This window comes from Micromonospora sp. NPDC005257 (genome assembly GCF_042872445.1).
Classification (GTDB): Bacteria; Actinomycetota; Actinomycetes; order Mycobacteriales; family Micromonosporaceae; genus Micromonospora.
The window spans coordinates 556,449-582,838 of the sequence record NZ_JBIAKL010000002.1 but is presented as its reverse complement, the minus strand read 5'-3'; the positions used below and the strand labels follow the sequence as shown (position 1 = coordinate 582,838).

The window sequence follows — 26,390 nt, the reverse complement described above, 5'->3', positions numbered from 1 at the left end:
AGGGACGTACGACATGCGCAAGCTCCTCACCCGCCTGCGGGGTGACGCCGGCATGAACACCGCCGAGTACGCGGTGGGCACCCTCGCCGCGGTCGCCTTCGCCGGGATCCTGCTGAAGGTGCTCACCTCCGGAAACGTGCAGTCCGCGCTGACCGCCGTCATCGACCGGGCCCTGAAGTGATCGGGCGCCGGCGGGCCGGCCGTCGTGGTCGGTGGCTGACCTCAGCGGTCCCGCTGGGCGTATCAACCGGGCCCGGCCCGCTCCGGGACGCCGGCAGCGGCCGGGCCGGGGTGGCGTGGCGGCGGTGGCGCTCGTCGATCGCGTGCGAGCGGGGCTCCTTCACCGCCGAGTTCGCGGCCGGCCTGCCGGCGCTCATGCTGCTCCTCGTCGCCGGTCTGACCTCCGTGAACGCGGTGGGCACCCGGCTCGCGTGTGTCGACGCCGCCCGGGAGGCGGCTGTCGCCGCGGCCCGGGGTGAGTCCGGCGCGGTCGCCGGAAGCCGGTACGCCCCGGACGGCGCCCAGGTGGCCGTGACGGTCGCCGGTGATCGGGTGACGGCGACGGTCCGGGCGCCGGTCCGGACCTTCGGGACGCGGCTGCCTCGCCTGGTCGTGTCGGGGGAGGCGGTGGCCGCCGTGGAACCCGGTGCACCGGTGCCGTGAGAGCTGAAGGATTCCCGGCTGACTCGTCGTCCCGCCGGCCCGCCGCAGGAAGACCGCCGATCACGGGCGGTCCATGGAAGAGCGGGGAACGCGGGCAGTCCGCCGGCGGTAGGTCCTCGGCGGACCGGGGCGGCGCCACCGTATGCCTGCTCGCGGTAGGGCTCGTGTTCGTGTTGGTCGGGGTGTTCGGTGCCGCGCTCGGGGCGGCCCGGTGCGCGCGGCATCAGGCCCGCAACGCGGCGGACTTCGGGGCGCTGGCCGGTGCCGCGCAGGTGCTCGACGGAACCGGCGCCGCCTGCGGTCGTGCCGCCGACCTGGTCTCGGCAAACGGTGGCCGGATGACCGGGTGCCGGGTGGACGGACTGGACCTGATCGTCACGGCGCGGGTACGTGTCGCACCGCTGCCGGGACTGACCCGGGACGCCACCGCGACGTCCCGGGCCGGCCCGGCCCGGTCCTGACGGGTGGACGCCAGTGCCGGAACCGGGAGCCAGCCGGGGGCCGCAGGTCAGCGGGACTGCAGGGCGTCCAGTCCGACCGCCATGGCGATGACCAGTCGACGGTCGATCTGCGGGTGCTGGATCTCCACGGAGTACCGGTCCCGCAGGCCCCACTTCCGGTCGACCGAGAACACCGGCTGTCCGCCGGTCACGAAATCGAAGTGGTACGGCAGCCAGGAGAGCGAGTCGACGAACCGGCGCAGCAGCGCCACCGGCATGCTGCGCTCCTGCCCGGTGGCGGGCGGCAGCCCGGGCTGCTCGACGTGCCACGTCGAGCGCAGCAGTGACTGGGCGAAGTCCTTGCGGAACAGCCCGATGGGGTTGCCCGCGTGGTCCGTCACGTCGTAGGTGGCGCCGAGGTCGAGCCGCTGACGGGCCTTGAAACCGAGAAGGGGGTACTGCTTGGTGTCATCGGTGTAGATGGTCACCTGCTCCTTGAAGGCGAGCCGCTTCTGCTGCGCGAACGCGAGCAGCCCTCCTTCGGAGCCGTCGGGCGCCACCGAGTGCACCTCGTACTGGTTGACCATCATCCGGATCCGCTGACGGATGATGAACCGCTGCTGGGCCTGCAAATTATCGGGCGACATCTGATCTCCTTCGAGGGGTCGCCGGAGTCTCGCACAGCAGGCCCAACGCCGTTGGCCCGACCGCATCCCGCTGCCTGGACGAGCGCCTCCCGCATGCCGAACGGCCAGCAACGGTCGACACGCCGCCATGGCCGGCGAACCGCGCCGGCCAGCACACCGCGCCGGTCAGCACGCCGCAGTCCAGCACACCGCGGTCCAGCACGCAGCGCCGGGCGGGGCGCACGGTGACCGGCACGCCGCGACGGGCGCGTCCGGGCGAGGCGCAAGGTCAGCGACCGCCGTCGAGGGTGGCCTTCATCGCCCAGGTGTTCAGCACCTGATGGATGCCGCGCAGACGCTCGTTAATCTGCTCCAGCCGCTCCGCCTGGGCGAGGGTGGCCATCGCGGTGCCCAGCGCTATCTGCTGGTCGGGGGTGAGGTGTTCCTGGTCGATGGTGTAGAGCAGTTCGACGGTCTCGGCGATCGTGTCGGCCACGGCGGCACCTCCGGCGGGACGGGTCTCGGGTCACCTGCGCTACCGGAAATGATGCATGGAAGCGCTCCCATGTATCAATGCCCTGACCGCCCCCTGCTCATGCCTTTTCCACACCGGTACGGCGAAGGGGTGGGCTCAGCGCCTCCCGATACCGCAACCTCCCGACGTGGCCGGCGAGCCCTCCGGCGGGCCGGTCGAGCCATCCGGCGGCGCGACCTGCCGGTGGTCGAGGAGGTCAGGCGGGTGTGCCGCCGGTCGCCGGAGCCGGGTGGGCCACTCGGTCGCCCTGCCGGGGCAGCGCCTCACCGCGCCGCGCCTCCGAGCCCGGGCCGCCGCCCACCTCCGGGCCGCCCACCTCCGGGCCGTCCGCGTGCGGGCCGGCAAACGCGTCCGCGCGACCGGCCGCGGCCAGGTTGGTCAGCACCACGTCGAGGACCTTCACCGCCTCCGCCTTGGCCAGCGGGTTGTTGCCGTTGCCGCACTTCGGGGACTGGACGCAGGACGGGCACCCGGTCTCGCACCCGCATTCGGCGATCGCGTCCCGGGTGGCGCGCAGCCACGCGGCGGCGGTGCCGTACGCCCGTTCGGCGAAACCCGCGCCGCCGGGATGGCCGTCGTAGACGAAGACGGTGGGCGCCTCGGTGTCCGGGTGCAGGGCGGTGGACAGCCCGCCGATGTCCCACCTGTCGCAGGTCGCCATCAACGGCAGCAGGCCGATGGCGGCGTGCTCGGCGGCGTGCAGCGCGCCCGGCACGTCCGGCGCCTCGACACCGGCGCCGGTCAGCGACTCGGGGGACAGCGTGAACCACACCGCGACGGTGCGCAGTTCGCGGGCCGGCAGGTCCAGCGGGCGGGTGTCGATCACCTCGCCGGTGGCGATGCGCCGCCGCTGGTACGACACCACCTGGCTGGTCACGTCCACCTCGCCGAGGAACAGGCCGACCGGTCCGGCGTCCACGTACGAGCGGACCGACACCACAGACAGCGAGGTGACGTCGCGGGCGTGGGTGGACCAGTCCGGCTCCTCGGCGTGCACGAGCGCGCACCCGTCGGCCAGGTCGAGCGAGTCGACCACGTACGAGACGCCCTGGTGCAGGTAGACAGCGCCGGTGTGCAGCAGGAAGTGCGCCGATCCGCCGTCAACGGTGCCGAGCAGCCGGCCGGTGGACTCCTCCACCACGCACACCGGTGCGCCGCCCTCGCCGCGCAGGTCGACCTCGGGGCGTTCCCGGTGCCGCCAGTACCAGCCGGTGGGCCGCTGCCGCAGCGCCCCCGCCTCGACCAGCGAGTCCACCGCCTCCTTGGCGCCCTCCCCGAACAGATCCAGGTCGGCCGGGGTGAGCGGGGACTCGTGGGCGGCGCAGGCGAGCTGCGGTGCGAGCACGTACGGGTTGGCCGGGTCGAGCACAGTCGCCTCGACCGGCCGCCCGAACAGCGCCTCCGGGTGGTGCACCAGGTAGGTGTCGAGCGGGTCGTCCCGGGCCACCAGCACGGCGAGCGCCTCGTCGCCGGAGCGCCCGGCCCGCCCGGCCTGCTGCCACAGCGACGCGCGGGTGCCGGGCCAGCCGCAGATCAGCACCGCGTCCAGCCCGACCAGGTCGACGCCGAGTTCGAGCGCGTTGGTGGAGGCGAGCCCGAGCAGGTCGCCGTGCAGCAGCGCCCGTTCCAGCTCGCGGCGTTCCTCGCGCAGGTAGCCGGCCCGGTAGGCGGCCACCCGGTCGCCCAGCCCGGGCACCGCCTCGTCGAGCGCCCGCCGGGTGTTCGCGGCGACCACCTCGGCGCCCCGGCGGGACCGCACGAACGCGAGCGTGCGTACCCCCTCGACCACGCTGTCGGCGAGCAGGTCGGCGGTCTCGCGCAGTGCGGAGCGCCGGACCTGGACGAGGTCGGCGCCGGGAGCCGAGTCGGCGGGAGGCAGCAGTGGCGGTTCCCAGAGCGCGAACGTCACTCCGCCGCGCGGCGAGGTGTCCTCGGTGACGGCGGTGACGGGCAGGCCGGTGAGCCGCCCGGCCGCCGTCGCCGGGTCACCCGACGTGGCCGACGCCAGCAGGAAGACGGGGGTACGCCCGAAGCGGGCGCACTGCCGGCGCAGCCGCCGCAGGACGTGCGCGACGTGTGAGCCGAAGACGCCCCGGTAGGTGTGGCACTCGTCGACGACCACGTACGCGAGGCGGCGCAGGAACCCGGACCAGTGGGCGTGCCCGGGCAGGATGCCGTGGTGCAGCATGTCCGGGTTGGTCAGCACGAACCGGGAGTGCCGGCGGATCCACTCCCGCTCGGCGCGCGGCGTGTCTCCGTCGTAGGTGGCGGGGCGTACCCCGTCGAGTTCGAGAGCGGCGACGGCGCGGAGCTGGTCGGCGGCGAGCGCCTTGGTCGGCGCCAGGTAGAGCACGGTGGCGCGCGGGTCGGCGAGCAGCGTGCTCAGCGCGGGTAACTGGTACGCCAGGGACTTGCCGGACGCCGTGCCGGTGGCGACGACCACGTGCTGTCCCGCGTACGCCAGCTCGGCGGCCTCGGCCTGGTGCCGCCAGGGGGCGGTGACGCCGCGTCGCGCGAACGCCGCCCGCAGTTCCTCCGGTGCCCAGCCGGGCCACGCGACGGGCTCGCCGGCGCGGGCCGGGACGCGTTCGACGTGGGTGACCGGGTCGGTGGCGTGACGCAGCCGCAGCCGGTGCAGCAGCTCGCCCGGAGCACGTCGCGGGCCGGGGCTGTGGTCGGTCACGTCCTGCACTCTCGCACTGGTGTTCGGAATTGGGAACCGCAGGGTGGGGGTAAGGGGAGAGCCCTGGCGGTGACCCGAGGGGTCGCACGGGGAGATGGTTAGATGCCCAGGAGAGTTTACCGAGGAGGGGCCGATGGAGCTGTCGCTGGCGACCCGTGCCGTGGGTGAGCACACGGTGCTCGAGGTCGGCGGTGAGGTGGATGTCTACACCGCCCCCCGCCTACGGGAACGGCTTCTGGAGCTGATCGACGGCGGGGCCCACCACGTGGTGGTCGACCTCGGCCGGGTGGACTTCCTCGACTCGACCGGGCTGGGTGTGCTCGTCGGCGCGCTCAAGCGGCTGCGCTCGGCCGGGGGTTCCTTCGCGCTGGTCTGCGACAAGGAGCCGCTGCTCAAGATCTTCCGGATCACCGCCCTGGACCAGGTCTTCCCGCTGCATCCGACGGTCGACGCGGCCATCGCCGCCGACTCCACCGGCGCGTGATGGCCACCGTCAAGCTGTCCTTCTCTCCGGCCCCGGTGCACGTGCGTACCGCCCGCCTCGTCGGCGTCGCGGTGGCCCGGCGGGCCGGCGTACGCGAGGACCTGCTGGACGAGGTGCGCCTGGCCATCGGTGAGGCGTGCACGCGGGCGGTCGCGCTGCACCGGCAGTACGGCCTGGCCGACCCGGTGTACGTGGAGATGTCCGACGGCGGCGGCTACACGGTCCGGGTGGTGGACCGGGCCCCGATCGAGGCGGGTCTCGGCCTGGCCGCGCTCGGCCCGGACGAGCTGGCGAAGGAGTCGCTCAGCGAGGACGCGCTGACCACCGGCGTGGGCTTCGCGCTGCTCGCCGGTTTCGTGGAGGATCTCCAGGTCCGCCCGGTCGACGACGGTGTCGGCACCGAGGTGCGGATGTCCTGGCCGGCCGGCCGCGCCTGACCCGTTTCGCACACGCAGGCCGCGTTCCCTTCAGGGGAGCGCGGCCTGGTCGTATTGGTCGCGCCATATATCAGATTTTTTCACATAACACAGTTACGAAGATCATCGAGACACGGTGCCCCCTGCCTGTGACCCTCGCCACGCCGGAGGGCTACAGTACGCGGGTTGTCAGCAAGTGATCCCATCCCGTAGCCGGCGGGAACGGGAGTTCATCGCTGGTCCGCCGAGGTGGGTCGGCGCGCGCTTGCGAATCCGCATCCAGGCGTCGGCCCGTGCGTCTCCACGGGTCGGCGCGAGTTGTTCGGTACAGGAGGACATAGATGTCCGGGACCTTGGCCGCCGACGGCGGCGCACTGTCCCTTACCGGAGCCAACGTGACGTACGTCGTCATCGCCGCGGTCATCGCGCTGGTGGCGCTCGTCTTCGCGGCCGCCCTCACCAGGGCGGTCCTGGCGGCCGGTACGGGAACCCCCAAGATGCAGGAGATCTCCGGCGCGGTGCAGGAGGGCGCGTCGGCGTACCTGCTGCGGCAGTTCCGCACCCTGGCGATCTTCGTGGTGATCGCCGTCGTGTTGCTGTTCCTGCTGCCGGTGCACGACACCGACGGCAACGAAACCCTGGTGAAGGTCGGCCGCTCGGCGTTCTTCGTGGTGGGTGCGCTGTTCAGCGCGTTCATCGGCGGCGCCGGCATGTGGCTGGCCACCCGCGCCAACCTGCGGGTGGCGGCGGCCGCGCGGGAGCGGGAAGGCGGGCGCGAGGGCGCCATGAAGATCGCCTTCCGTACCGGCGGCGTGGTCGGCTTCCTCACCGTCGGTCTCGGCCTGTTCGGTGCGGCGCTGGTCGTGCTGATCTTCCGGGGCGACGCCCCGACCGTGCTGGAGGGCTTCGGCTTCGGCGCCGCGCTGCTCGCCATGTTCATGCGGGTCGGCGGCGGCATCTTCACCAAGGCCGCCGACGTCGGCGCCGACCTGGTCGGCAAGGTCGAGCAGGGTATCCCGGAGGACGACCCGCGCAACGCCGCCACCATCGCCGACAACGTGGGCGACAACGTCGGCGACTGCGCCGGCATGGCCGCCGACCTGTTCGAGTCGTACGCGGTCACGCTCGTCGCGGCGCTGATCCTCGGCCGGGCCGCGTTCGGCGAGACCGGCCTGGTCTTCCCGCTGATCATCTCCACCATCGGCGTGCTGGTCGCGATCGTCGGCGTCTTCATCACCCGGCTGCGCGCCAGCGACCGCAACGGTCTGACCGCGATCAACCGGGCCTTCTACCTGTCCGCGCTGCTCGCCGCGGTGCTCGTCGCGATCGCCGCGTTCGCGTACCTGCCGGCCACGTTCGCCGAGCTGGAGGGCGGGCTGACCGACGTCGACCGCAACCCGCGGCTGGTGGCCATCGGCGCGGTCGTGATCGGCATCGTGCTGGCCGCCGCGATCCAGGCGCTCACCGGCTACTTCACCGAGACCAACAGGCGCCCGGTGCAGGACATCGGCAAGAGCTCCCAGACCGGTGCGGCCACCGTCATCCTCGCCGGCATCAGCGTCGGCCTGGAGTCGGCCGTCTACTCGGCGCTGCTGATCGGCGCCGGCGTCTTCGGCGCGTTCCTGCTCGGCGGCAGCTCGATCACGCTGTCGCTGTTCGCCGTCGCGCTGGCCGGCACCGGCCTGCTCACCACAGTCGGCGTCATCGTCGCGATGGACACGTTCGGCCCGATCTCCGACAACGCGCAGGGCGTGGCGGAGATGTCCGGCGACATCGACGAGCACGGCGCGCGGACGCTCACCGAGCTGGACGCCGTCGGCAACACCACCAAGGCGATCACCAAGGGCATCGCGATCGCCACGGCGGTGCTGGCCGCGACCGCGCTGTTCGGCTCGTACACCGACACGCTGCGCTCGGCGTACGAGGACGCGGGCGTGGGCGACGTCGGCACCGAGATCCTCAACTCGCTCAACGTGTCCAACCCGCGCAACCTGGTCGGCCTGATCATCGGCGCGGCTGTGGTCTTCCTCTTCTCCGGCCTGGCCATCAACGCGGTCTCCCGCTCGGCCGGCGCCGTGGTGATGGAGGTGCGCCGCCAGTTCCGCGAACTGCCCGGCATCATGGACGGCACCCAGCGGCCCGAGTACGGCAAGGTTGTGGACATCTGCACCCGGGACGCGCAGCGTGAGCTGATGACCCCCGGCCTGCTGGCCATCCTGGCCCCGATCGCTGTCGGCTTCGGCCTCGGCCCGGGCGCGCTGGCCGCGTACCTGGCCGGCGCGATCGGTGCGGGCACGCTGATGGCGGTGTTCCTGTCCAACTCCGGTGGCGCCTGGGACAACGCCAAGAAGCTGGTGGAAGACGGCGCGTACGGCGGCAAGGGCTCCGAGGCGCACTCCGCCACCGTCATCGGCGACACCGTCGGCGACCCGTTCAAGGACACCGCCGGCCCGGCGATCAACCCGCTGCTCAAGGTGATGAACCTGGTCTCGCTGCTGATCGCGCCGGCCGTCGTCGCCTGGAGCGTGGGCGACGACAAGAACAATCCGCTGCGCATCACGATCGCCGTGGTCGCCGCGCTGATCATCGCGGGGGCAGTGGTGTTCAGCAAGCGCAAGGGCGTGGTGATGACCGACTCGGACAGCGACGCCGGCACCCCGGACCAGCGTCCGGAGACGGTGAACGCCTGATCGCACGCGACGGTTCCCGGCCGGCCCCGGCCGGCCGGGAACCCCGCACCCGGCAAACCTGACCGGTGGCGGTTCGCCCCGGAGGTCGTACGCTGCATCGCATGCGTACGCGCCGGGCGGCAACCGCCGGAAAGCTCACGGTGGTCCTGGCCACGCTGGTCCTCGTCGTCACCGGTTGCGGTGGCGGTCCCAGCCCTCGGGTCTGGGCCGCGTCGGTGTGTCAGGCGCTCACCCCGTGGCGCGCGGAGATCTCCAAGCTGACCAGCAGCACGCAGCAGCAGATGACCGCGCAGACCACCCCGGCGCAGGCCAAGGAGAACCTGGTCCGGCTGTTCGCCGGGGCCGAGCAGGCCAGCGAGGACGCCCGGCGCAAGGTCGAGGAGGCGGGCGTGCCCGAGGCCGACCGTGGCGCCGAGGTGTCCGCCGGGTTCCTGGGGTCGCTGAGCAAGATGCGCGACGCGTACGGCCAGGCCCGGGACTCCATCGACCGGCTCGACACCGCCCAGGCCGGCCCCTTCTACGACGGCGTGCGCGCCGCCGTGGACACGCTCAACAAGGAGTACGACGCGAGCGCGCTGGACACCAGCAAGCTCAACTCGACAGAGCTGAAAGAGGCCTTCGACGAGGTCCCGGAGTGTCGCTGACCCCTCCCACCCCGAACCCCGCCCGCCAACCCTCGCTGTTCTCCACCGAGGCGGCCGATCCCGCGCTGGCGGATCTCGCCGGCCTGCTCGCCGGGCCGGGTGAGGTGGGGCGGATGGGCGGCACCGCCCGGATCTCGGTGGTGGTGGACGCCGCCTGGCGGGTGCACGTGCTGGTGGCCGAGCTGGGCGCCCGGGGTGTGCCGGCGAGCTGGGAGCCCACCGAGGACGGCCGGCATCGGGTGCGCACCGCGTACACGAGCATGCTGGCGCCGCTCGCGCGGGCCTGGCTGCGCGGCGCGGTGAAGCGGCCACCGGCCCGCTTCCACCTGGACGGGCGGCGGCTGCGGCTCTGGGTGGCCGCCGCCGGCACGGCCGAGCCGGCCGGTTTCCGGCTGCGGCTCGGACCGGCCGACGAGCTGTCCTGGCCGGTGGTCCGCGCCGCGCTGGCGGCGGTGGGACTGCCGGCCGCGTTCGTGGAGCCGGACGAGGGCGGGCCCGCGTTCCGGATCGGCGTGCGGCGGATGTCGCGGCTCGCGGAACTGGTGGGGGAACGGCCGGCGACGGCGCCGGTGGCGGAGTGGCCGGGCGCCCGCGGATGACAGCCGGTGTCCGAATCCTGACACCCGGCTACGGTTCCGCTGGGGTGCGCGATCGTCACAGTGACACGCCTGCCGCCCTACCCACGGTGTACCGTGACGCCGTCCGGCAGGGTACGGCCGGCGGTCGCCGGGAGGGCGGCCCGTCAGCCGCCCACGAAACCCGGAACGCGGACGGCGCGTTACGTTGGACATCCGGACCTCCCGTGGTCCGGGTGGCGCAACACGGCCCGAAGCGGGCATGGCGTAGGAGTGAGGTCGGGGAGAGACGTGCCGAGCAACGCTGGAACCACCCGTCTGGTCATCGTCGAGTCACCGGCGAAGGCCAAGACGATCTCGGGCTACCTCGGCCCGGGGTACGTCGTGGAGGCCAGCTTCGGCCACGTCCGGGACCTGCCTCGCAACGCCGCCGACGTCCCGGCCAAGTACAAGGGTGAGCCGTGGGCGCGGCTCGGCGTCGACGTCGACAACGGCTTCCAGGCGCTCTACGTGGTCTCCGCCGACCGCAAGCAGCAGATCAGCAAGCTGATAAAGCTGGCGAAGGAGGTCGACGAGATCTTCCTGGCGACGGACGAGGACCGCGAGGGCGAGGCGATCGCCTGGCACCTGGTGGAGACGCTCAAGCCCAAGGTGCCGGTCAAGCGGATGGTCTTCCACGAGATCACCAAGCCGGCCATCCAGGCCGCCGTGGCGAACCCCCGGGAGATCGACCGCGACCTGGTCGACGCCCAGGAGGCGCGGCGCATCCTCGACCGCCTCTACGGCTACGAGGTCTCGCCGGTGCTGTGGAAGAAGGTCATGCCGAAGCTGTCGGCGGGCCGGGTGCAGTCCGTGGCGACGCGGATCGTGGTCGAGCGGGAGCGCCAGCGGATGGCGTTCCGCACCGCCGAGTACTGGGACATCCTGGCCACGCTCGCGGTGGCGAAGCCGGGCGAGGGCCCGCGTACGTTCAACGCCACGCTCGTCGCGCTGAACGGCGACCGGATCGCCACCGGTAAGGACTTCGAGCCGACCACCGGCCGGGTGCGGCCCGGCGCGGGCGTGGTGCACCTGGACGAGGGCGGCGCCCGGGGGCTCGCGGCCCGCCTGGCCGACCAGCCGTTCACGGTCACCCGGGTCGAGGAGAAGCCCTACCGCCGCCGTCCGTACGCGCCGTTCATCACCTCCACCCTCCAGCAGGAGGCGGCCCGCAAGATGCGGTTCTCGTCGCAGCAGACGATGCGCACCGCGCAGCGCCTCTACGAGAACGGCTACATCACCTACATGCGTACCGACTCGGTGAACCTGTCCGAGACGGCCATCGCGGCGGCCCGCCGGCAGATCGTCGAGCTGTACGGTGAGCGCAGCGTGCCACCGGAGCCGCGCCGCTACACCGGCAAGGTGAAGAACGCGCAGGAGGCGCACGAGGCGATCCGCCCGGCGGGCGACAACTTCCGCACCCCCGGCGAGGTGGCCAAGGAGCTGTCCGCCGAGGAGTTCAAGCTCTACGAGCTGATCTGGCGGCGCACCATCTCCTCGCAGATGACCGATGCGGTCGGCTCCAGCGTGTCGGTGCGCATCCGCGCCGTCTCCTCCGCCAAGGAGGAGGCCGACTTCGGCGCGACCGGCAAGACCATCACCGACCCGGGCTTCCTGCGCGCGTACGTCGAGTCCAGCGACGACGAGAACGCCGAGGCGGAGGACGCCGAGCGGCGGCTGCCCACGCTGGTCAAGGACCAGCCGCTCACCGCCGACGAGTTGGCCGCCCAGGGCCACCACACCCAGCCGCCCGCCCGTTACACCGAGGCGTCGCTGGTCAAGGCGCTTGAGGAGCTGGGCATCGGCCGGCCCTCCACGTACGCGTCGATCATGCAGACGATCCAGGACCGCGGGTACGTGGTGAAGCGCGGCCAGGCCATGATCCCGTCGTTCCTGGCGTTCGCGGTGATCGGGCTGATGGAGCGGCACTACCCGCGCCTGATCGACTACGACTTCACGGCCAGCATGGAGAACGAGCTGGACGAGATCGCCGGTGGCGACCACGCCGCCGTCGACTTCCTCACCTCCTTCTACTTCGGCAGCACGAACGGTGCCGGCGACCAGGCCATCGCGCACGCCGGCGGCCTGAAGAAGCTGGTCACCGAGAACCTCAGCGAGATCGACGCGCGCAGCGTCAACTCCATCCCGCTGTTCACCGACGACGAGGGCCGCGAGGTGGTCGTCCGGGTCGGCCGGTACGGGCCGTACCTGCAGCGGGCGCTGCCCGACGAGCAGCAGGCGCAGGCGCAGGCGGCCTCGGGTGAGGGCGAGGAGGGCGGCTCGCAGGGCGACCGGGCGCCGATCCCGGAGGGCCTGGCACCGGACGAGCTGACCCCGGAGAAGGTGCACGAGCTGTTCCTCGGCGGCGGGGGCGAGCGCAAGCTCGGCGACGACCCGTCGACCGGCGAGCCGATCCTGCTCAAGTCCGGCCGGTACGGCCCGTACGTGGCAAGCGGCGAGCGCAAGTCCTCGCTGCTGCGCTCGCAGTCGCCGGACAGCCTGACCCTGGACCAGGCGCTGCAGTTGCTGCGCCTGCCCCGGCTGGTCGGCGTGGCCCCGGACGGCGCCGAGGTCGTCGCCAACAACGGCCGCTACGGCCCGTACGTCAAGCGCGGTGACGACTTCCGTTCGCTGGACTCGGAAGACAAGATGTTCACCGTCACGCTGGACGAGGCGCTGGCGTTGCTGGCCGCCCCGAAGACGCGCCAGCGCCGTGCCGCCGCGCCGCCGCTGCGGGAGATGGGCAACGACCCGCTCACCGAGAAGCCTCTGGTGATCAAGGACGGGCGCTTCGGGCCGTACGTGACCGACGGCGAGTTCAACGCGTCGCTTCGGCGCGGGCAGACGCCGGAGGAGTTGACGCTGGAGCAGGCGTCGGAGATGCTGGCCGAGAAGCGCGCGAAGGGCCCGGCCCCGAAGAAGAAGGCCGCTCCGGCAAAGAAGACGGCCGCGAAGAAGACCACTACCGCCGCGAAGAAGACCACTACCGCGGCGAAGAAGACAACGGCCGCCAAGAAGACGACGGCGGCGAAGAAGGCCCCAGCGAAGAAGGCCGCCCCCAGAAAGGCGACCTCAACCCCGAAGGAGTGATCTTGGAAGGAAAGGGCCCCCATGAGGGCCGTTTCCTTCCAAGATCTTGTGGTTGTCCACAGGGGCGGCAAGGAACCGCGTCGGGGGTCACCGTGGAGCGGTGGGGAACTCCTGGGCGGGGATGCGGCGGGCGCTGCCGTCGGATGACGCGGACGAGTTGACCTGGCTGCTCTTCCGGCAGGACGACGTGCTCAGCCTTCAGCAGGCACGGGCACACCTCACCCGTAAGGCGATCCGTCACCGGGTGACGACCGGCCGGTGGCGGCAGGCGCACCGCGCGGTTCTCGTCGCGCACAACGGCCCGGTCGGCCCCGCTCAACTCCGGTGGATCGCGGTGCTGGCGGCCGGGCCCACCGCGCTTCTGGGCGGCTTGACGGCGACCCAGGCGGGCGGGCTGCGCGGGTTCCCGGACCGGGTGATCCACCTGCTCCTGCCCGCCGCGACCCGTCGATGCCCACTGCCGGCCGGTGTGCTGGCGCACCGGACGATCCATCTGCCCGACCTCGACGTGATGCCGGTCGCGGCGCCGCCCCGGACGGCGACGGCTCGGTCGATAGTGGACGCCGCGCAGTGGGCACCGACCGACACGCAGGCCCGCGCGATCATCGCGGCCGCCTTTCAGCAGCGGCTGGTGGGTGGTGACGACCTGCACGAGGTGGTGGAGCGGATGCCCCGGGTTCCTCGGCGCCGCCTGATCCTGTCCACCGCCACCGATGCGGCAGGCGGTGCCCATTCCCTGGGCGAACTGGACCTGCTCGATCTCGTACGCGGCGCTGGGCTGCCCGAGCCGACCCGACAGGTGGTCCGCCGGGACTCCGCCGGCCGGCGACGTTACCTCGACGCGTACTTCGAGCAGTGGCGCGTGCACGTGGAGGTGGACGGCGGGCAGCATCTGGATCCGGCGCACGCCTGGGCGGACATGCGGCGGCAGAACGCCCTGTGGGTCGAGGGCGACCGCGTTCTCCGGTTCCCCGCCTGGGCCCTGCGCGCACATCCCGAAGACGTGATCGCCCAGCTTCGCGCCGCCCTGCGGGCCGCCGGTTGGCGGGGGTGACGGCCAGCCGAGATCTTGGAAGAAAACGGCCCCCATGAGGGCCCTTTCCTTCCAAGATCTTCAGGAGCCCAGCACCTGACTCAAGTACGGGTTCTGGAAGATGTGGGTCGGGTCCAGGCGGGCGCGGACGGACTGGAAAGCGGCGAACTTCGGGTAGGCGGTGGCCAGGGACTCCGCGTCGCGCCAGTGCAGCTTGCCCCAGTGCGGGCGGCCGCCCAGCTCGGTCGCGACCTGCTCGAAAGCCCGGAAGTACGGCTCGTACGGCATGCCCACGTACTGGTGCACGGCGATGTAGGCCGAGTCCCGCCCGTACGAGTGGGACAACCAGATGTCGTCGGCGGCGGTGAACCGCACCTCGACCGGGAACAGGACCTTGAACGGCAGCCGGTCCACGATCCGGCGCAGTTCGGTCAGCGCGGTGGGCAACGCCTCGCGCGGCAGGCCGTACTCCATCTCCACGAAGCGGACCCGGCGCGGGGTGCAGAACACCCGGTCGGAGCGGCCGGTGTAGGTGCGTTCGGTGAGCGCGCGGGCGGAGACGGCGCTGATCGTGGGTGCGACGGCGGGTACGGCCCGGCCGAGGCGGCAGGCGCCGGCGAAGACGGTGTTGGAGAGGAACTCGTCGTCCAGCCAGCCCCGCCAGCGGGGCAGCGGCCGGTCGTCGGCGGGTACCCGGTCGTTGGTCTTGACCTGCACCCGGTCGGTGTACGGGAACCAGTAGAACTCGGCGTGGTCGTGCGCCTCGTACAGGCCGGGGAGGTCGTCGAGCACCTCGGCGAGCAGGGCCGGGCGTTCATGCGCGCGCAGCACGAACGCGTCCACGCAGCGCAGCGTGACCTCGACCAGCACGCCCACCGCGCCGAGCCCGACCCGGGCGGCGTCGAACACGTCGCGGTTCTCCTCGGCCGAGCAGCGCAGCACCTCGCCGGTGCCGGTGACCAGCGTCAGCCCGGCCACGAAGGTGGACAGGCAGCCCAGCTTCGCGCCGGTGCCGTGGGTGCCGGTGGAGAGCGCGCCGGCGATGGTCTGGGCGTCGATGTCGCCGAGGTTCGGCATCGCCAGCCCGTGCCCGGCGAGCAGATCGTTGAGCGTGTGCAACGTCATCCCGGCCGGTACGGTGACGAGACGGCGCGTCACATCGACTGTGACGTCCGTCTCCAGCTCGGCGAGGTCGATCCGGTGCCCGTCGGTGACGGCGGTGGCGGTGAACGAGTGGCCGCTGCCGCTGGCGCGGATGGTCCGGCCCGTCGCGGCGGCCTGGCGGACCGCCTCGACGACGTCGGAGACGCTACGCGGACGCACGGTGAGGAGCGCGGTGCTGTGCTGGTTGCCGGCCCAGTTGGACCAGGTGGTGGTGGTACCGGTCATGACGGCCACTCCTCGACATGAATATGAAGTGAATTCATATCAGGAACGTTGTGCCTGGTAAATACCGCAATCGAGCCCGGCTCGTTGTACCGGTAGTCACAGACTCGTGACGTGCAGATATGTTCATCCGTCGAAGGGGGGTGGCGCCGAGTGTCCACACCAGCCGCCACGACCGGGCCGCTGCGTCGAGTGCCGGTGCAGGGTCGAAGTGTCGCGCGGGTCCAGCGGATGCTGGACGCCTGCGCCGAGCTCGTCGACGAGGTGGGGTACGAAGGGCTGACCACGACCCTGCTCGCCGAGCGCGCCGAGGTGGCGATCGGGTCGGTGTACCAGTTCTTCCCGGACAAGCGGGCGATAGTGCAGGCGCTGACGCTGCGCACCATGGAGTCCTACCTCCAGCGGCTCGACGAGCGGTTCGCCTCGGACGACCTGACCTACTGGTGGGACGGGGTCGACGCGGCGATCGACGAGTACATCTCGATGCACCGCACCGTCCCCGGCTTCCGTACCCTGCACTTCGGCGACGTGGTCGACCTGCACCTGCTGGACGACCAGCGGGACAACAACGGGGTCATCGCGGAGCAGCTCGCCCGCGTGCTCACCGAGCGTTTCGGCCTGGCCGGGGTGCCCGACCTGCGGTTCCATCTGGAGGTCGCGGTGGAGGCCGCGGACGCCCTGATCAAGCTGGCCTTCCGCCGCCGCACCGACGGCGACGAGCGGGTGCTGGCCGAGGCCAAGGCGCTCATCCGGGAGTACCTGCACCGGCAGGTGAACGCCCTCACGGAGGCCGTTCGCCAGGGCTGAGCGGAACGTTGAACGGCGGGTTCTGAGAGTGCGTCGGGGCCCGCCGTCGTCACGCCGTCGGACAGAGCCGCGGGGCGCGTCAGAGGAAGGCGTGCCCCTCGCCCCGGTAGGTCGGCACCGTGGCGACCACCGCGTCCCCCTCGACCAGATGTACCTCGTTGACGTGCTCGCACAGCTCGCCCGCCTTGGCGTGGCGGAACCACACCCGGTCGCCCACGCGCAGGTCGTCGGCGGCCTTCCCGGCCAGCGGGGTCTGCACCTCACCGGCACCCTCCGCGCCGAGCAGCTTCAGCCCGGCCGGCAGCCAGGGCCGCGGCAGCCGGCTGTCCGCCGCCGGGCCGGAGGCGATCCAGCCGCCGCCGAGCACCGTGGCCAGCCCGGGCGCCGGGCGGCGGACCACCGCGCAGGCGAAGAACGCCGCCGGGGCCGGCTGCCAGGCACGGTACGCGTCGAACAGCGTCGGCCCGTACAGGCCGGAACCCGCGGTGACCTCGGTGACCGCGGGGTCGGCGCTGGTCGCGGCCACGCTGCCGGTGCCGCCGCCGTTGACGAACTCCAGGTCGGCGTGCTCGCGTACCGCGCTGACCGCGGCCGAGCGGCGGGCCAGCAGTTCCCGGTACGACCCGCGCTGCGCGACCCGGATCGCCGAGCCGAGCACCGCCTGTCCGGGCGGCGCGTCGCCCAGGCCGGCGATCTGTGCCTCGTACGACATCAGGCCGACCAGCCGGAAGCCGGGCCGGCCGGCGACGGCGGCGGCGAGCGCGCCGGCCGCCGTGGCGCTGTGCACCGGGGAGCGCCGCACGCCCACGTGCACCCGGCCCCCCAGCGGGCGCCAGGAGGCGTCCAGATCGAGGCAGATCCGCAGCGCGGGCCGGCGCGCGGGCGGGCACACCCGGTCGATCAGGTCGAGCTGCCCGGTGTCGTCGACCATCAACGTCACGGCGTCGGCGAGCGCCGGGTCGGCGGCCAGTTCGGCGAGGCCACCCCGGTGGGCTGTCGGGTACGCCACCAGCACGTCGTCGCTGACCCCGGAGCGGACCAGCCACACCGCCTCGGGCAGCGTGAAGGCCATCACACCGTGCCAGCCCGGACGCTTGAGCGCCCGGGTCAGCAGCTCGCGGACCCGTACCGACTTGCTCGCCACGCGCAGCGGCTTGCCGCCCGAACGGCCGGCGAGCGCCTCGGCGTTGGCGTCGAACGAGGTGAGGTCGACCACCGCGTACGGCGGGTCGAGATGAGCGGTCGCCCGGTCGAGACGATCGCGAGTTTTGTCACGGTCGATGGCCACGTCTGCACGCTAACTGTCTGGACGGCAATGCGAAATACCCTCGCGTCTGCCCGGGCTGCGGGTGGTGGTCCCGGCGGCCTAGGCTCGGCGAGCAGGTGAATGTCGCGGGGGCGACCCTCCTGCGCGACTAGAGTGTTCCACCGGGGATGCCCAGCTCTGGGCCGGCACGTGGAGGTACGGCCATCGAAAGCCAGAACAACGGCGAGTCGCCCGGCGTGTCGTCGCCCGGGACAGCCGCCGACCGCTCCGGTCTCGCCGCCATCCGCTCGGTGCTGCGCATCCGGCCGTTCCGCAGGCTCTGGATCGTGCTCAGCGCCGCCTCCTTCGGCGACTGGCTGGGCCTGCTCGCCACCGCGCTGTTCGCCGCCTCCCAGGTCTCCGGCAGCACCGCCCAGGGCGCCGCGTTCGGCGGTGTGACGGCGATCCGGCTGCTCCCGGCGCTGGTGCTCGGCCCGGTCGCGGGCGTGTTCGCCGACCGGTTCGACCGCCGGTGGACGATGGTCATCTGCGACCTGCTGCGTTTCGTGCTGTTCGCCTCGATCCCGCTGTACGCGCTCACCGGCGCCGCGGGCGGGCTGGTGGTCGGCTGGGCGCTGATCGCCACGTTCCTGATCGAGTCGATCACCCTGCTGTGGATCCCGGCCAAGGAGGCGGCGGTCCCCAACCTCATCCCGCGCACCCGGCTGGAGGCGGCGAACCAGCTCACGCTGATCACCACGTACGGCCTCACGCCGGTGGCCGCGGCCGTCGCGCTGGCCGTGCTGACCCGCGGCCTGCCCAGCGCGGTCGGCGGCACCCTGCCGAACTGGGCCGAGCCGGCTCAGCTCGCGCTCTGGTTCAACGCCTTCTCCCGGCTGGCCACCGCGCTCGTGGTGGCGTTCGGGATCAAGGAGATCAGCCACGCCCAGCGCGCCGAGGCGGAGCGCACCGAGCAGAGCATGTTCCGGCAGTTCTCCGAGGGCTGGAAATACATCGGCCAGACCCCGCTCGTCCGCGGCCTGGTGCTGGGCATCTTCGGCGCGTTCGCCGGCGGCGGCATCGTGGTCGGCACGGGCAAGTTCTTCGCCAACTCGCTCGGCGCCGGTGACGCCGCGTTCTCGCTGCTCTTCGGCGCGATCTTCGTCGGCCTGGCGCTCGGCATCGGGCTCGGGCCGATGATCGTGCGGGACATGTCCCGCCGCCGCTGGTTCGGCATGAGCATCGTGCTCGCCAGCGCCTCCGTGCTGGTGCTCGCCTTCGCCATCCACCTGTCCATGGCCATCATCGGCGCGATCCTGGTCGGTGCCGGCGCCGGCATGGCGTTCCTGGCCGGCACCACGCTGCTCGGCGGCGAGGTCGCCGACGAGGTACGCGGCCGGGTCTTCGCCGTGGTGCAGATCGGCACCCGGCTGGTGCTGATCCTGGCCATCGCGCTCAGCAGCCTGCTGGTCGGCGTCGGTGGCTCCCGCGAGTTCGCCATCGCCGACCTGGGCATCTCCGTCTCCTCCACCCGCCTGCTGCTGCTCGCCGCGGGCGCGGCCGGCATCTTCGCCGGCATCAGCGCGTTCGGCCAGATGGACGACAAGAAGGGCGTACCGGTCCTCGCCGACCTCTGGGGCTCGATCCGCGGCCGCCCGCTGATGCCGGCCGAGCCGTTCGTCTCCAGCGGCCTGTTCGTGGTCTTCGAGGGCGGCGAGGGCGCGGGCAAGTCCACCCAGCTCGCCGTGCTCGCCGAGCGCCTGCGCGAGCAGGGCCGCGACGTGGTGGTCACCCGCGAGCCGGGCGCCACGCCGGTCGGCGAGCGGATCCGCTCCCTGGTGCTCGGCACCGCGCCCGACGAGGCGCCGTCGCCGCGCGCCGAGGCGCTGCTCTACGCCGCCGACCGGGCGCACCACGTGGCCACTGTCGTCCGCCCGGCGCTGGTGCGCGGCGCGGTGGTGATCAGCGACCGGTACGTCGATTCGTCGCTCGCCTATCAGGGCGCCGGCCGGACGCTTCCGGTGGACGAGGTCTCCTGGCTCTCCTCCTGGGCCACCGGCGGCCTCAAGCCCGACCTGGTCGTGCTGCTCGACGTCGAGCCGCGTACCGGCCTGAGCCGGGTCGAGGGCCGCAACGAGGGCGCCGACCGGCTGGAGGCCGAGTCGCTGACGTTCCACGAGCGGGTCCGGTACGCCTTCCTCGACCTGGCCGCCGGTGACCCGAAGCGTTACCTGGTGCTCGACGCGTCCCGTCCGGTCAACGAGATCGCCGAGGCGGTGGCTGGCCGGGTCGGTGAGTTCCTCGCCGATCCCGGCGGGATCGTGCACCCCCGTCCGGCGCAGGGCCCGGACACCTCGGTCCAGCCCGAGTTATCCGACGCGGAGCTGGTGACGATGGAGCAACCCCGAAGATGACCGACGTCTTCGGCGATCTGGTCGGGCAGGACGAGGCGGTGGCCACGCTGCGGCGGGCCGCCGCCTCGGCCGCCGCGCTGCTGTGCGCCGCCGCGTCGGTGACGGCCCCCGCCGGCGGGCACGACGACCTCGGCGCGCTCGCCGAGGAGTACGACGGCGATCCGGCTCCGGCGCCCGCCGAACCCGGCGCCGGGATGACGCACGCCTGGATCTTCACCGGCCCGCCCGGATCGGGCCGCTCGGTGGCCGCCCGCGCGTTCGCCGCCGCTCTGGAGTGCGTGCACGGCACCGGGTGCGGTAGCTGCCCCGGCTGCCACACCACGCTCGCCGGCACCCATGCCGACGTGCGGGTCGTGGTGCCCGAGGGCCTGTCCATCGGCGTCAACGAGATGCGCGCGCTGGTGCTCCGCGCGGCCAGTACGCCCTCCGGCGGCCGGTGGCAGGTCGTGATCATCGAGGACGCCGACCGGCTCACCGAGGCCGCCGGCAACGCGCTGCTCAAGGCGATCGAGGAGCCGCCACCGCGTACCGTCTTCCTGCTCTGCACCCCGTCCACCCACCCGGACGACATCTCCGTGACCATCCGGTCGCGGTGCCGGGTCGTACCGCTGCGGCAGCCGCCGCCGGCCGCGGTGGCCGAGGTGCTGGTGCGCCGCGACGGGATCGCGCCGGACGTGGCCGAGTGGGCCGCCGCGGCGGCGCAGGGGCACGTGGGCCGGGCCCGGCGGCTGGCCCGCGACCCGGAGGCCCGGCAGCGGCGTGACGCGGTGCTCGCCGTACCGCGTCGGCTGACCGGGGTGGGCGCGGCGTTCGACGCGGCCGCGGCGCTGATCGAGGCCGCCGAGGCGGAGGCCGCCGCCTCCGTCGCGGAGATCGACGAGGCGGAGCGTACGGCGTTGCAGACCGCGCTCGGCGCGGGCGGCACCGGCCGGGGCGCGGCCGGCGCCATGCGCGGCGCGGCCGGTCAGCTCAAGGACCTGGAGAGGCGGCAGAAGTCCCGGGCCACCCGTGCCCAGCGGGACGCGCTCGACCGCGCCCTGGTCGACCTGGCCGGGTTCTACCGGGACGCGCTCGTCATGGCGCTGCGGGCGCCCGTCGCCCCGGTGCACACCGACACCGCGGCGCTCGCCGGCGCGGGCGCGCAGAAATGGGACGCCGAGGGCTCGCTGCGCCGCCTGGAGGCGGTCCTGGAGTGCCGCGCGGCGATCGAGGCGAACGTCAAGCCGCGGATCGCCGTGGAGGCGATGATGCTGGCCCTCTGGCGCGGCTGAGCCGGGCCCTTCCGCGCTGTCCACAGGGCATCGACACGCGCGATTGAGGTGCGGTACGGTCCGGTGATGCCGCGGTGATCGTGGCGGCACGCTCAGTGAGGGGTTGGCCGACCGGCCGGGAGGAGTCCGCCGATGCCGCGGGGCGAAATCGACGAGGCCTGGATCGAGGAGGCGGTGCGGCGCTACCGCCGGATCGAGAACCTGCAGGCCGAGTTCGACCAGGCGGTCGCGACGGTCGAGGTCACCGTCCGCTCGCCCGACGGGCTCGTCGAGGTGGTGGTGACCGCCGGCGGGCGGATCACCGATGTGCGTTTCCTCGGCCCGCTGCACCACCGCAGCCCGCGCGACGTGGCCGGTTCAGTGCAGGCCGCGGTCACGGCCGCCGCCGGCGCGGCCCAGTGGGCGCGCGAGAAGCTGCACAACGAGACGTTCGCGGCCTACCGGCCGCTGGCGGGAGCCTGACATGGAGACGCTGCGTGCCCTGGCCGCCCGTCTCGACGAGGCCGGCGCGACCCTCGCCACGCTGGCCCGCACGGTGACCGCCACCGATCCGCCGCACCCCGCGTTCGGCGCGGACGCCGCCGGCCGCCCCGGCGAGGTCGGCCGCGCGCTGCACCGCCAGTGGACGCTCGCCACCGCCGACCGGGCGCGCGAGGCGCAGGCCGCCGCCGTCCGGCTGGCCGCCGCCGCGGCGGCGCTGCGCAGCGCCGCCGACCGCTACGCCGCCGCCGACGACGCGGTCGCCCGGCGGCTGGCCCGGGAGGCCTGATGGACGCCCTCGACCGCCTCGCCGAGCCGGGCCTCGACCTGCTCGCCCGCGTGGACACGCTGCTGGCCGCCGGTGCGCCCGAGGGGCACCGGCTCTGGCCGCTGCTGCGCCGGATGCAGGTCCTTCCCGGCGTCGCCGTGCGCGAGTTCCTCGACCTGCATCCCGCGCCGCTGACCGGCGCCGGGCACGCCGTGCGCCGGCTCGTCCGGGGATACGACGACACCTGCGCCCTGCTGGCCGACCAGGTCGCCTGGTCCGGCGCCGCCGCCTCGGCCTACGACGAGGCGCGTTCCGCGCTGTTGCGACACCTGGACGAGGGGCCGGAGAGCCTGGTCGGGCGGCTGGAGTCGACGGCGGGCTACGCCGACGCGCTGGCCGGCTGGGTGGAGGGCAGCCGGGCCGCGCTGGCCCGCGCGCTGGCCGAGGTGCTGGGTTCGGCGGAGGCGGTCGCGGTGCACGCGGCGACCCGGCCCGGCGTCGAGCCCGGACGGTTCGGGGCGTCGGCCGCGGCCGAGATCGCCACGAGGATCCTGGGCGTGCTCGGGGTGGCCTACGACGGCGCCGAGACGCTGCTGCGCCAGTGGGGGCCGAGCCTGGCCGAGACGCCCTGGCGGGACCGCGCCACCACCGCCCCGCGTTACGGCGGCACCACCCGGATCGGCTACTGACGGGCCACGGCGCCGCGCGCCGGACCGGCCGTGGCCGGTGACGGCGGCGACGCCGTGGCCTTCCCCTGCACCCCCCGCAGGTATGTCTTCACTCAACGCGCTCGCGCGGTGTTTGTCAGGGGGGCGGCGCAGATTCAGCCGTCCGGGCGAGGCGAAGGGGCCGGTTCGGCCGGGTGGACGACGATGATCGCTGCGGCGGGTGACCGGGCGGCGACAGGTGTGCCGTGCGGCGGGCATCGATCCGCGTAGGGTGGGCGCATGGGCATGCTCTGCGCGGTCAGCTTCAACCGGTACGGGCGCCTCTACTACCTCGATCCGGGCGAGTTGCGTCCGCAGGTGGGCGACCGGGTGCTGGTGCCCACCGACGACGGGCCCGAGGTGGCCGAGTGCGTGTGGGCGGCGCAGTGGGTCAGTGAGGACACCGACGGCTTCCCGAAACTGGCCGGGATCGCCGGTGACGACGACCTGCACCGCGACGAGATGCTGCGCCGGCGCAAGGCCGAGGCGAAGGTGGCCGCCAAGCGGCTGATCCGCGAACACGGCCTGCCGATGAAGGTGGTCGCCGTCGATCACGTCCTGGCCACACCGGAGAACGGCAGTGACCGCACCACCATCTACTTCACCGCGCCGCACCGGGTCGACTTCCGTTCGCTGGTCCGCGACCTGGGCGCCACGCTGCACTGCCGGGTCGAGCTGCGGCAGCTCTCCGCCCGCGACTCCGCCCGCGTGCAGGGCGGCATCGGCTCCTGCGGGCGTGACCTGTGCTGTGCCACGTTCCTCAACGACTTCGAGCCGGTGACCATCCGGATGGCGAAGGACCAGGATCTGCCGCTCAACCCGCTGCGCATCTCCGGGGCGTGCGGGCGGCTGATGTGCTGCCTGAAGTACGAGCACCCGCTGTACCAGAAGTTCCAGGAGTCGGCCCCCGCGGTCGGCAGCCGGGTGTCCACGCCGCAGGGCGAGGGCAAGGTGGTCGGCCACAGCGTCCCGCGCGACGCGGTCACCGTCCGCCTGGACGCCGACGGCTCCCGCTCGATGTGCTCCCGTGCGTCGGTCTGCGGCCCCAGACAGGCCCACGACCAGCACCACCCCCAGCCCTGACCCGCTGCCCTCCCGCCCTCCCTCTCCCGCCCACTCCCGCCTCGTCGATCATGAAGTTAGCGGTCGAAATGGTGATCGATTTCGCCGCCAACCTCATGATCGATGGAACGAGGTCCGGGTGTGCCGGGCCGGGGTCAGCGGATGACGATGGGGGGTTCGGCCAGGCGGGGGGCCAGCGGAGTATTCGGGGTCAGCCAGGAGGCGGTGGGGGACTGGTCGGGGTTGAGCCGCCAGTCGTGGGACACCCTGTCGACCGCGATCGGGTAGATCGTCAGCGTGCCGTCCGGGTCGATCCGGAACCGCAGGAACGCCTTCGAGTCCTCGATGCCCTGCGCCGCGAACAGCTCGTTCAGGTTCACCCCGAACGCGCCCGCCACCAGCAGGTAGAGCGCCACGAGCTGGCTGGCGACCAGACCGATCACCGGGCCGTAGAGCACCAGCGCGGCGACCGCCGGCAACGGCCACGGCCAGTCGTAGAACGGCAGGTGCAACCACACCCACGTGCCCCCGGCGGCGAGCGCCACCTGGGCCAGCCCGTGCGCCACCCCGAGGATCCAGTGCCGGGCGTGCCGTTTCCCGCCCGCCGTGGGCGGCTTGGCGAAGAACACCGCGCCCATCATCGCCACCACCAGCATGATCGCCAGCGGCACGCTGAACAGCCGCTGTTCCGTGGTGCCCACCCGCTGGGCCGCCACCCCGGCCATGGCCAGCATCAGCAGCGTGTGCAGGGTGCCGAGCAGCGTCGCGAAGCCCGGATTGCGGAACGGCAGACGGGCGAAGATCCCCCAGCCGTACCGGCGGGACCGGGCCTTGTCCGGATAGCGCGCGGCCAGGTCGTACTCCCGGGTGTTGCTGGCCCGCCGGGTCAGCGTGTCGCGCGGCGGCACCTCCAGCGTCTCCGGCAGCCGGTGCGTGGGGTAGAGGTAGGCGCCGCCGCCACCGCAGGTGATGAGCTGCCGGTCCGGCCCGGCGTAGCGGGCGTAGTGGTGCAGGTCGCCGGAGACCAGCACCCGCACCTGCGCCCCGGTCGGCGCGACGAGGGTACGGATGAAGTAGTCGATCGAGTCGTACGCGTTGGGGTGGTCGACGGCCTTGACCCACGTCGGCGCCGGCACCGCCAGGATCACCTTCGATTCCGGGGTGAGCTTGCGCGCCACCTCGTCGAAGTAGGTGAGCTGCGGATCGTCCAGGTACGACCCGGACTGGTCGTCGAGGCCGAGCAGCCACCACTCGGCCGGCAACTCGACGGCGAAGTACGAGCGGGCCTGGCCGGTGCCCCAGCCGCCGAAGTGCCGGTCCCGGGTACGCACGAACAGGCGCAGGAACGCTGTCAGCCCGTCGTACCAGTCGTGGTTGCCCGGCACCGCGAACAGCGTCGGCTGCTCCGGCGGGGCGACCGGCAGCGCCGCCTGGTACGGGCCCTTGCACCGGTCCTCGTACGCCTCGTAGCCCGCCGCCGGATAGACCTGGTCGCCGCCCATCACCAGCGTCTGCGCGCGGGGGAGCCGATGCCCGTCCACGGTCAGCTCCGGCTGGGCGAGCAGGTACGCCACCGAGTACGTCGCGTCGAAGCCGTCACCCAGGTCGGCCACGTAGTCGAGCCAGAGCCCGCCGTCCGGCCCGACCTGCCGGAACGTGCCGTCGCCGAACGCGTTCTGCAACTCGCGCTTGTCCAGGTACGCCCCAAACAGCATGGCCAGCAACGTACGCAGGCCGGTGCTGATCAGCAGCAGCGGCGCGAGCCAGGGCACCGGCCGGCGAGGAGTGAAACCCAGCTCCCGGGGGTCGATACGGCGGGGTCGACGGGTGGCGCGCTCGCCGGGATGCGCCTCGGGAGCCGGTGGTCGCGGCGGTTCGTCGGTCACCCGCCGCAGGGTAGTCCGGACGCGGCGCGAAGTCTCTCCCGTAGCGGGGTGGATGTGCTCCGCAGTCCGGTTTCCGGGGTGGGGGGATCCAGTTCGGCTTCCGGCGGAGCGTGCCGTACACTTGACGATCGTTGCCGCCTTAGCTCAGTCGGCTAGAGCGACGCACTCGTAATGCGTAGGTCGACGGTTCGATTCCGTCAGGCGGCTCGGTACAGAAGCCCAGGTCAGAGACCTGGGCTTCGCCGTTTCCCAAGGTCGACACCTCGCCGCCGACGGTGCTGGTCCGCAAATAGTCCGCATCCCGCGCCGCGACCGCCTCATCCAGCCGGTTGGCGACCGCGTCCAGGTCGCAGCGGCACGGCGGCTGGCTACTCTTGGCTGTTGCCGGATCGACAAGGGCCTGTCCGACGCAGAGTTCGACCGTATCGAGCGCGAATACGGGTTCGAGTTCCTTCCCGCAGGACGCGGAACCTTCGCTCATCCGGTCCTGTCGATGCGCGGGTGGGACATCATCTACTACGGCACCGATCTGCTCGACTACATCGACCAGGAGTTCAAGAAACCACGACCCGAGCGGCCCGACGACTGGAACCCGCAAAGCGGGACGAGCCTCGGCGGTGGCGTGGTCATCGGCATTCGCCTGCGCATCCTTGCCACGTCTCTCGATGAGGCGAGGTCTCGCGTTATCGGGCAGTACGGAGAAGGGCACGTCATTTCCATCTGGAACGAGGAAGATGCATCGTGCGCGCGGTAGTACGGCAACAACTGGCCGACGGCCTCGGCCATGGGTCGGCGAAAGCCACGTCTGGGAGCCGGCGGGACGAAGGGAGCCGGGCGCACGAGCGGGCAGCAGCCGTGGCCCACTCCCCTTCCGCCAGCAGGGGTTTAGGGCATCTCGGGGCCGTGATCTTCTCCTTCCAAACTGACGGTGCCCTTCGAGCGTCT

At 72.6% G+C, this 26,390-nt stretch carries 24 protein-coding genes and 1 tRNA gene; 19 read left to right on the top strand and 6 right to left on the bottom strand.

Annotation, left to right across the window (positions count from 1 at the left end; translation table 11 throughout):
• Positions 1 to 13: 13 nt before the first annotated feature.
• The 3 genes from ACFYO8_RS06145 (at position 14) to ACFYO8_RS06135 (ending at position 1,124) form a co-directional block, all read left to right on the top strand.
• The gene (locus ACFYO8_RS06145) at positions 14 to 181 is read left to right on the top strand and encodes a DUF4244 domain-containing protein (RefSeq protein ID WP_013283643.1); all 168 of its coding nucleotides are present in this window, start codon (positions 14 to 16) and stop codon (positions 179 to 181) included.
• A gap of 110 nt (positions 182 to 291) precedes the next feature.
• Positions 292 to 663 carry a TadE family type IV pilus minor pilin gene (locus ACFYO8_RS06140; RefSeq protein ID WP_387188843.1) on the top strand — a complete coding sequence of 124 codons (372 nt, stop codon included), beginning with the start codon at positions 292 to 294 and terminating at the stop codon, positions 661 to 663.
• Positions 660 to 1,124: an Rv3654c family TadE-like protein gene (locus tag ACFYO8_RS06135; RefSeq protein ID WP_387188842.1), complete on the top strand. Its 465-nt coding sequence runs from the start codon at positions 660 to 662 to the stop codon at positions 1,122 to 1,124. The genes ACFYO8_RS06140 and ACFYO8_RS06135 overlap by 4 nt, the downstream gene beginning before the upstream one ends.
• Positions 1,125 to 1,171: 47 nt before the next feature.
• Here ACFYO8_RS06135 and ACFYO8_RS06130 read toward each other — a convergent pair whose 3' ends face one another.
• The 3 genes from ACFYO8_RS06130 to ACFYO8_RS06120 form a co-directional block, all read right to left on the bottom strand.
• Entirely contained in the window at positions 1,172 to 1,750 is a 579-nt protein-coding gene (locus ACFYO8_RS06130; protein ID WP_387188841.1) for a hypothetical protein, read from the bottom strand.
• Positions 1,751 to 2,018: 268 nt separating this feature from the next.
• Positions 2,019 to 2,225, bottom strand: coding sequence for a hypothetical protein (locus tag ACFYO8_RS06125; protein ID WP_354867920.1), 207 nt, complete (start codon positions 2,223 to 2,225; stop codon positions 2,019 to 2,021).
• A gap of 235 nt (positions 2,226 to 2,460) precedes the next feature.
• Positions 2,461 to 4,947 carry a DEAD/DEAH box helicase gene (locus ACFYO8_RS06120; protein ID WP_387188840.1) on the bottom strand — a complete coding sequence of 829 codons (2,487 nt, stop codon included), beginning with the start codon at positions 4,945 to 4,947 and terminating at the stop codon, positions 2,461 to 2,463.
• A 133-nt stretch (positions 4,948 to 5,080) separates the two neighbouring features.
• Here ACFYO8_RS06120 and ACFYO8_RS06115 point away from each other — a divergent pair, with 133 nt between their 5' ends.
• From ACFYO8_RS06115 to ACFYO8_RS06085, 7 genes are all read left to right on the top strand, one after another.
• Positions 5,081 to 5,431, top strand: a complete 351-nt coding sequence (locus ACFYO8_RS06115) for an STAS domain-containing protein (RefSeq protein WP_354867925.1) — start codon at positions 5,081 to 5,083, stop codon at positions 5,429 to 5,431.
• Complete coding sequence (locus ACFYO8_RS06110; RefSeq protein ID WP_013283650.1) at positions 5,431 to 5,868, top strand: ATP-binding protein; 438 nt, start codon at positions 5,431 to 5,433, stop codon at positions 5,866 to 5,868. Before ACFYO8_RS06115 ends, ACFYO8_RS06110 begins: the two co-directional genes overlap by 1 nt.
• A gap of 320 nt (positions 5,869 to 6,188) precedes the next feature.
• The gene (locus ACFYO8_RS06105; RefSeq protein WP_354867928.1) at positions 6,189 to 8,537 is read left to right on the top strand and encodes a sodium-translocating pyrophosphatase; all 2,349 of its coding nucleotides are present in this window, start codon (positions 6,189 to 6,191) and stop codon (positions 8,535 to 8,537) included.
• Positions 8,538 to 8,638: 101 nt separating this feature from the next.
• Positions 8,639 to 9,181, top strand: coding sequence for a hypothetical protein (locus ACFYO8_RS06100; RefSeq protein ID WP_354867931.1), 543 nt, complete (start codon positions 8,639 to 8,641; stop codon positions 9,179 to 9,181).
• Entirely contained in the window at positions 9,172 to 9,780 is a 609-nt protein-coding gene (locus tag ACFYO8_RS06095) for a hypothetical protein (protein ID WP_354867934.1), read from the top strand. Before ACFYO8_RS06100 ends, ACFYO8_RS06095 begins: the two co-directional genes overlap by 10 nt.
• Before the next feature lie 267 nt (positions 9,781 to 10,047).
• Positions 10,048 to 12,885 carry a type I DNA topoisomerase gene (gene topA, locus ACFYO8_RS06090; RefSeq protein WP_387256844.1) on the top strand — a complete coding sequence of 946 codons (2,838 nt, stop codon included), beginning with the start codon at positions 10,048 to 10,050 and terminating at the stop codon, positions 12,883 to 12,885.
• 100 nt (positions 12,886 to 12,985) lie between these two features.
• Positions 12,986 to 13,939: a DUF559 domain-containing protein gene (locus ACFYO8_RS06085; RefSeq protein WP_354867939.1), complete on the top strand. Its 954-nt coding sequence runs from the start codon at positions 12,986 to 12,988 to the stop codon at positions 13,937 to 13,939.
• Between the two features lie 60 nt (positions 13,940 to 13,999).
• Here the strand turns inward: ACFYO8_RS06085 and ACFYO8_RS06080 are convergent, their stop codons facing one another.
• Positions 14,000 to 15,316: a D-arabinono-1,4-lactone oxidase gene (locus ACFYO8_RS06080; RefSeq protein WP_387188838.1), complete on the bottom strand. Its 1,317-nt coding sequence runs from the start codon at positions 15,314 to 15,316 to the stop codon at positions 14,000 to 14,002.
• Positions 15,317 to 15,535: 219 nt separating this feature from the next.
• Between ACFYO8_RS06080 and ACFYO8_RS06075 the strand changes: the two genes are divergently transcribed.
• Positions 15,536 to 16,111: a TetR family transcriptional regulator gene (locus tag ACFYO8_RS06075; RefSeq protein ID WP_354868433.1), complete on the top strand. Its 576-nt coding sequence runs from the start codon at positions 15,536 to 15,538 to the stop codon at positions 16,109 to 16,111.
• A 79-nt stretch (positions 16,112 to 16,190) separates the two neighbouring features.
• Here the strand turns inward: ACFYO8_RS06075 and ACFYO8_RS06070 are convergent, their stop codons facing one another.
• Positions 16,191 to 17,399 (bottom strand): amino acid deaminase/aldolase, encoded by a 1,209-nt coding sequence (locus ACFYO8_RS06070; protein ID WP_354867944.1) that lies wholly within the window; start codon positions 17,397 to 17,399, stop codon positions 16,191 to 16,193.
• Between the two features lie 215 nt (positions 17,400 to 17,614).
• Between ACFYO8_RS06070 and tmk the strand changes: the two genes are divergently transcribed.
• From tmk to ACFYO8_RS06040, 6 genes are all read left to right on the top strand, one after another.
• On the top strand, positions 17,615 to 19,771 hold the full coding sequence (tmk, locus tag ACFYO8_RS06065) for a dTMP kinase (RefSeq protein WP_354867947.1): 2,157 nt from the start codon (positions 17,615 to 17,617) through the stop codon (positions 19,769 to 19,771).
• Positions 19,768 to 21,042: a DNA polymerase III subunit delta' gene (locus ACFYO8_RS06060; RefSeq protein ID WP_354867949.1), complete on the top strand. Its 1,275-nt coding sequence runs from the start codon at positions 19,768 to 19,770 to the stop codon at positions 21,040 to 21,042. Before tmk ends, ACFYO8_RS06060 begins: the two co-directional genes overlap by 4 nt.
• Before the next feature lie 132 nt (positions 21,043 to 21,174).
• Positions 21,175 to 21,504, top strand: a complete 330-nt coding sequence (locus ACFYO8_RS06055; RefSeq protein ID WP_354867952.1) for a YbaB/EbfC family nucleoid-associated protein — start codon at positions 21,175 to 21,177, stop codon at positions 21,502 to 21,504.
• A gap of 1 nt (position 21,505) precedes the next feature.
• Entirely contained in the window at positions 21,506 to 21,811 is a 306-nt protein-coding gene (locus ACFYO8_RS06050; RefSeq protein WP_354867954.1) for a hypothetical protein, read from the top strand.
• Positions 21,811 to 22,479, top strand: coding sequence for a hypothetical protein (locus tag ACFYO8_RS06045; RefSeq protein WP_354867957.1), 669 nt, complete (start codon positions 21,811 to 21,813; stop codon positions 22,477 to 22,479). Before ACFYO8_RS06050 ends, ACFYO8_RS06045 begins: the two co-directional genes overlap by 1 nt.
• 258 nt (positions 22,480 to 22,737) lie before the next feature.
• Entirely contained in the window at positions 22,738 to 23,580 is an 843-nt protein-coding gene (locus ACFYO8_RS06040; protein ID WP_354867960.1) for a regulatory iron-sulfur-containing complex subunit RicT, read from the top strand.
• Between the two features lie 134 nt (positions 23,581 to 23,714).
• Here the strand turns inward: ACFYO8_RS06040 and ACFYO8_RS06035 are convergent, their stop codons facing one another.
• Positions 23,715 to 25,445, bottom strand: a complete 1,731-nt coding sequence (locus tag ACFYO8_RS06035; protein ID WP_354867962.1) for a metallophosphoesterase — start codon at positions 25,443 to 25,445, stop codon at positions 23,715 to 23,717.
• A gap of 133 nt (positions 25,446 to 25,578) precedes the next feature.
• Here ACFYO8_RS06035 and ACFYO8_RS06030 point away from each other — a divergent pair.
• Together ACFYO8_RS06030 and ACFYO8_RS06025 are read left to right on the top strand one after the other, a co-directional pair.
• Positions 25,579 to 25,652, top strand: a tRNA-Thr gene (locus tag ACFYO8_RS06030).
• Between the two features lie 286 nt (positions 25,653 to 25,938).
• A complete protein-coding gene (locus ACFYO8_RS06025) occupies positions 25,939 to 26,199 on the top strand; it encodes a hypothetical protein (RefSeq protein WP_354867964.1) in 261 nt (86 codons plus the stop codon).
• Positions 26,200 to 26,390 lie beyond the last annotated feature (191 nt).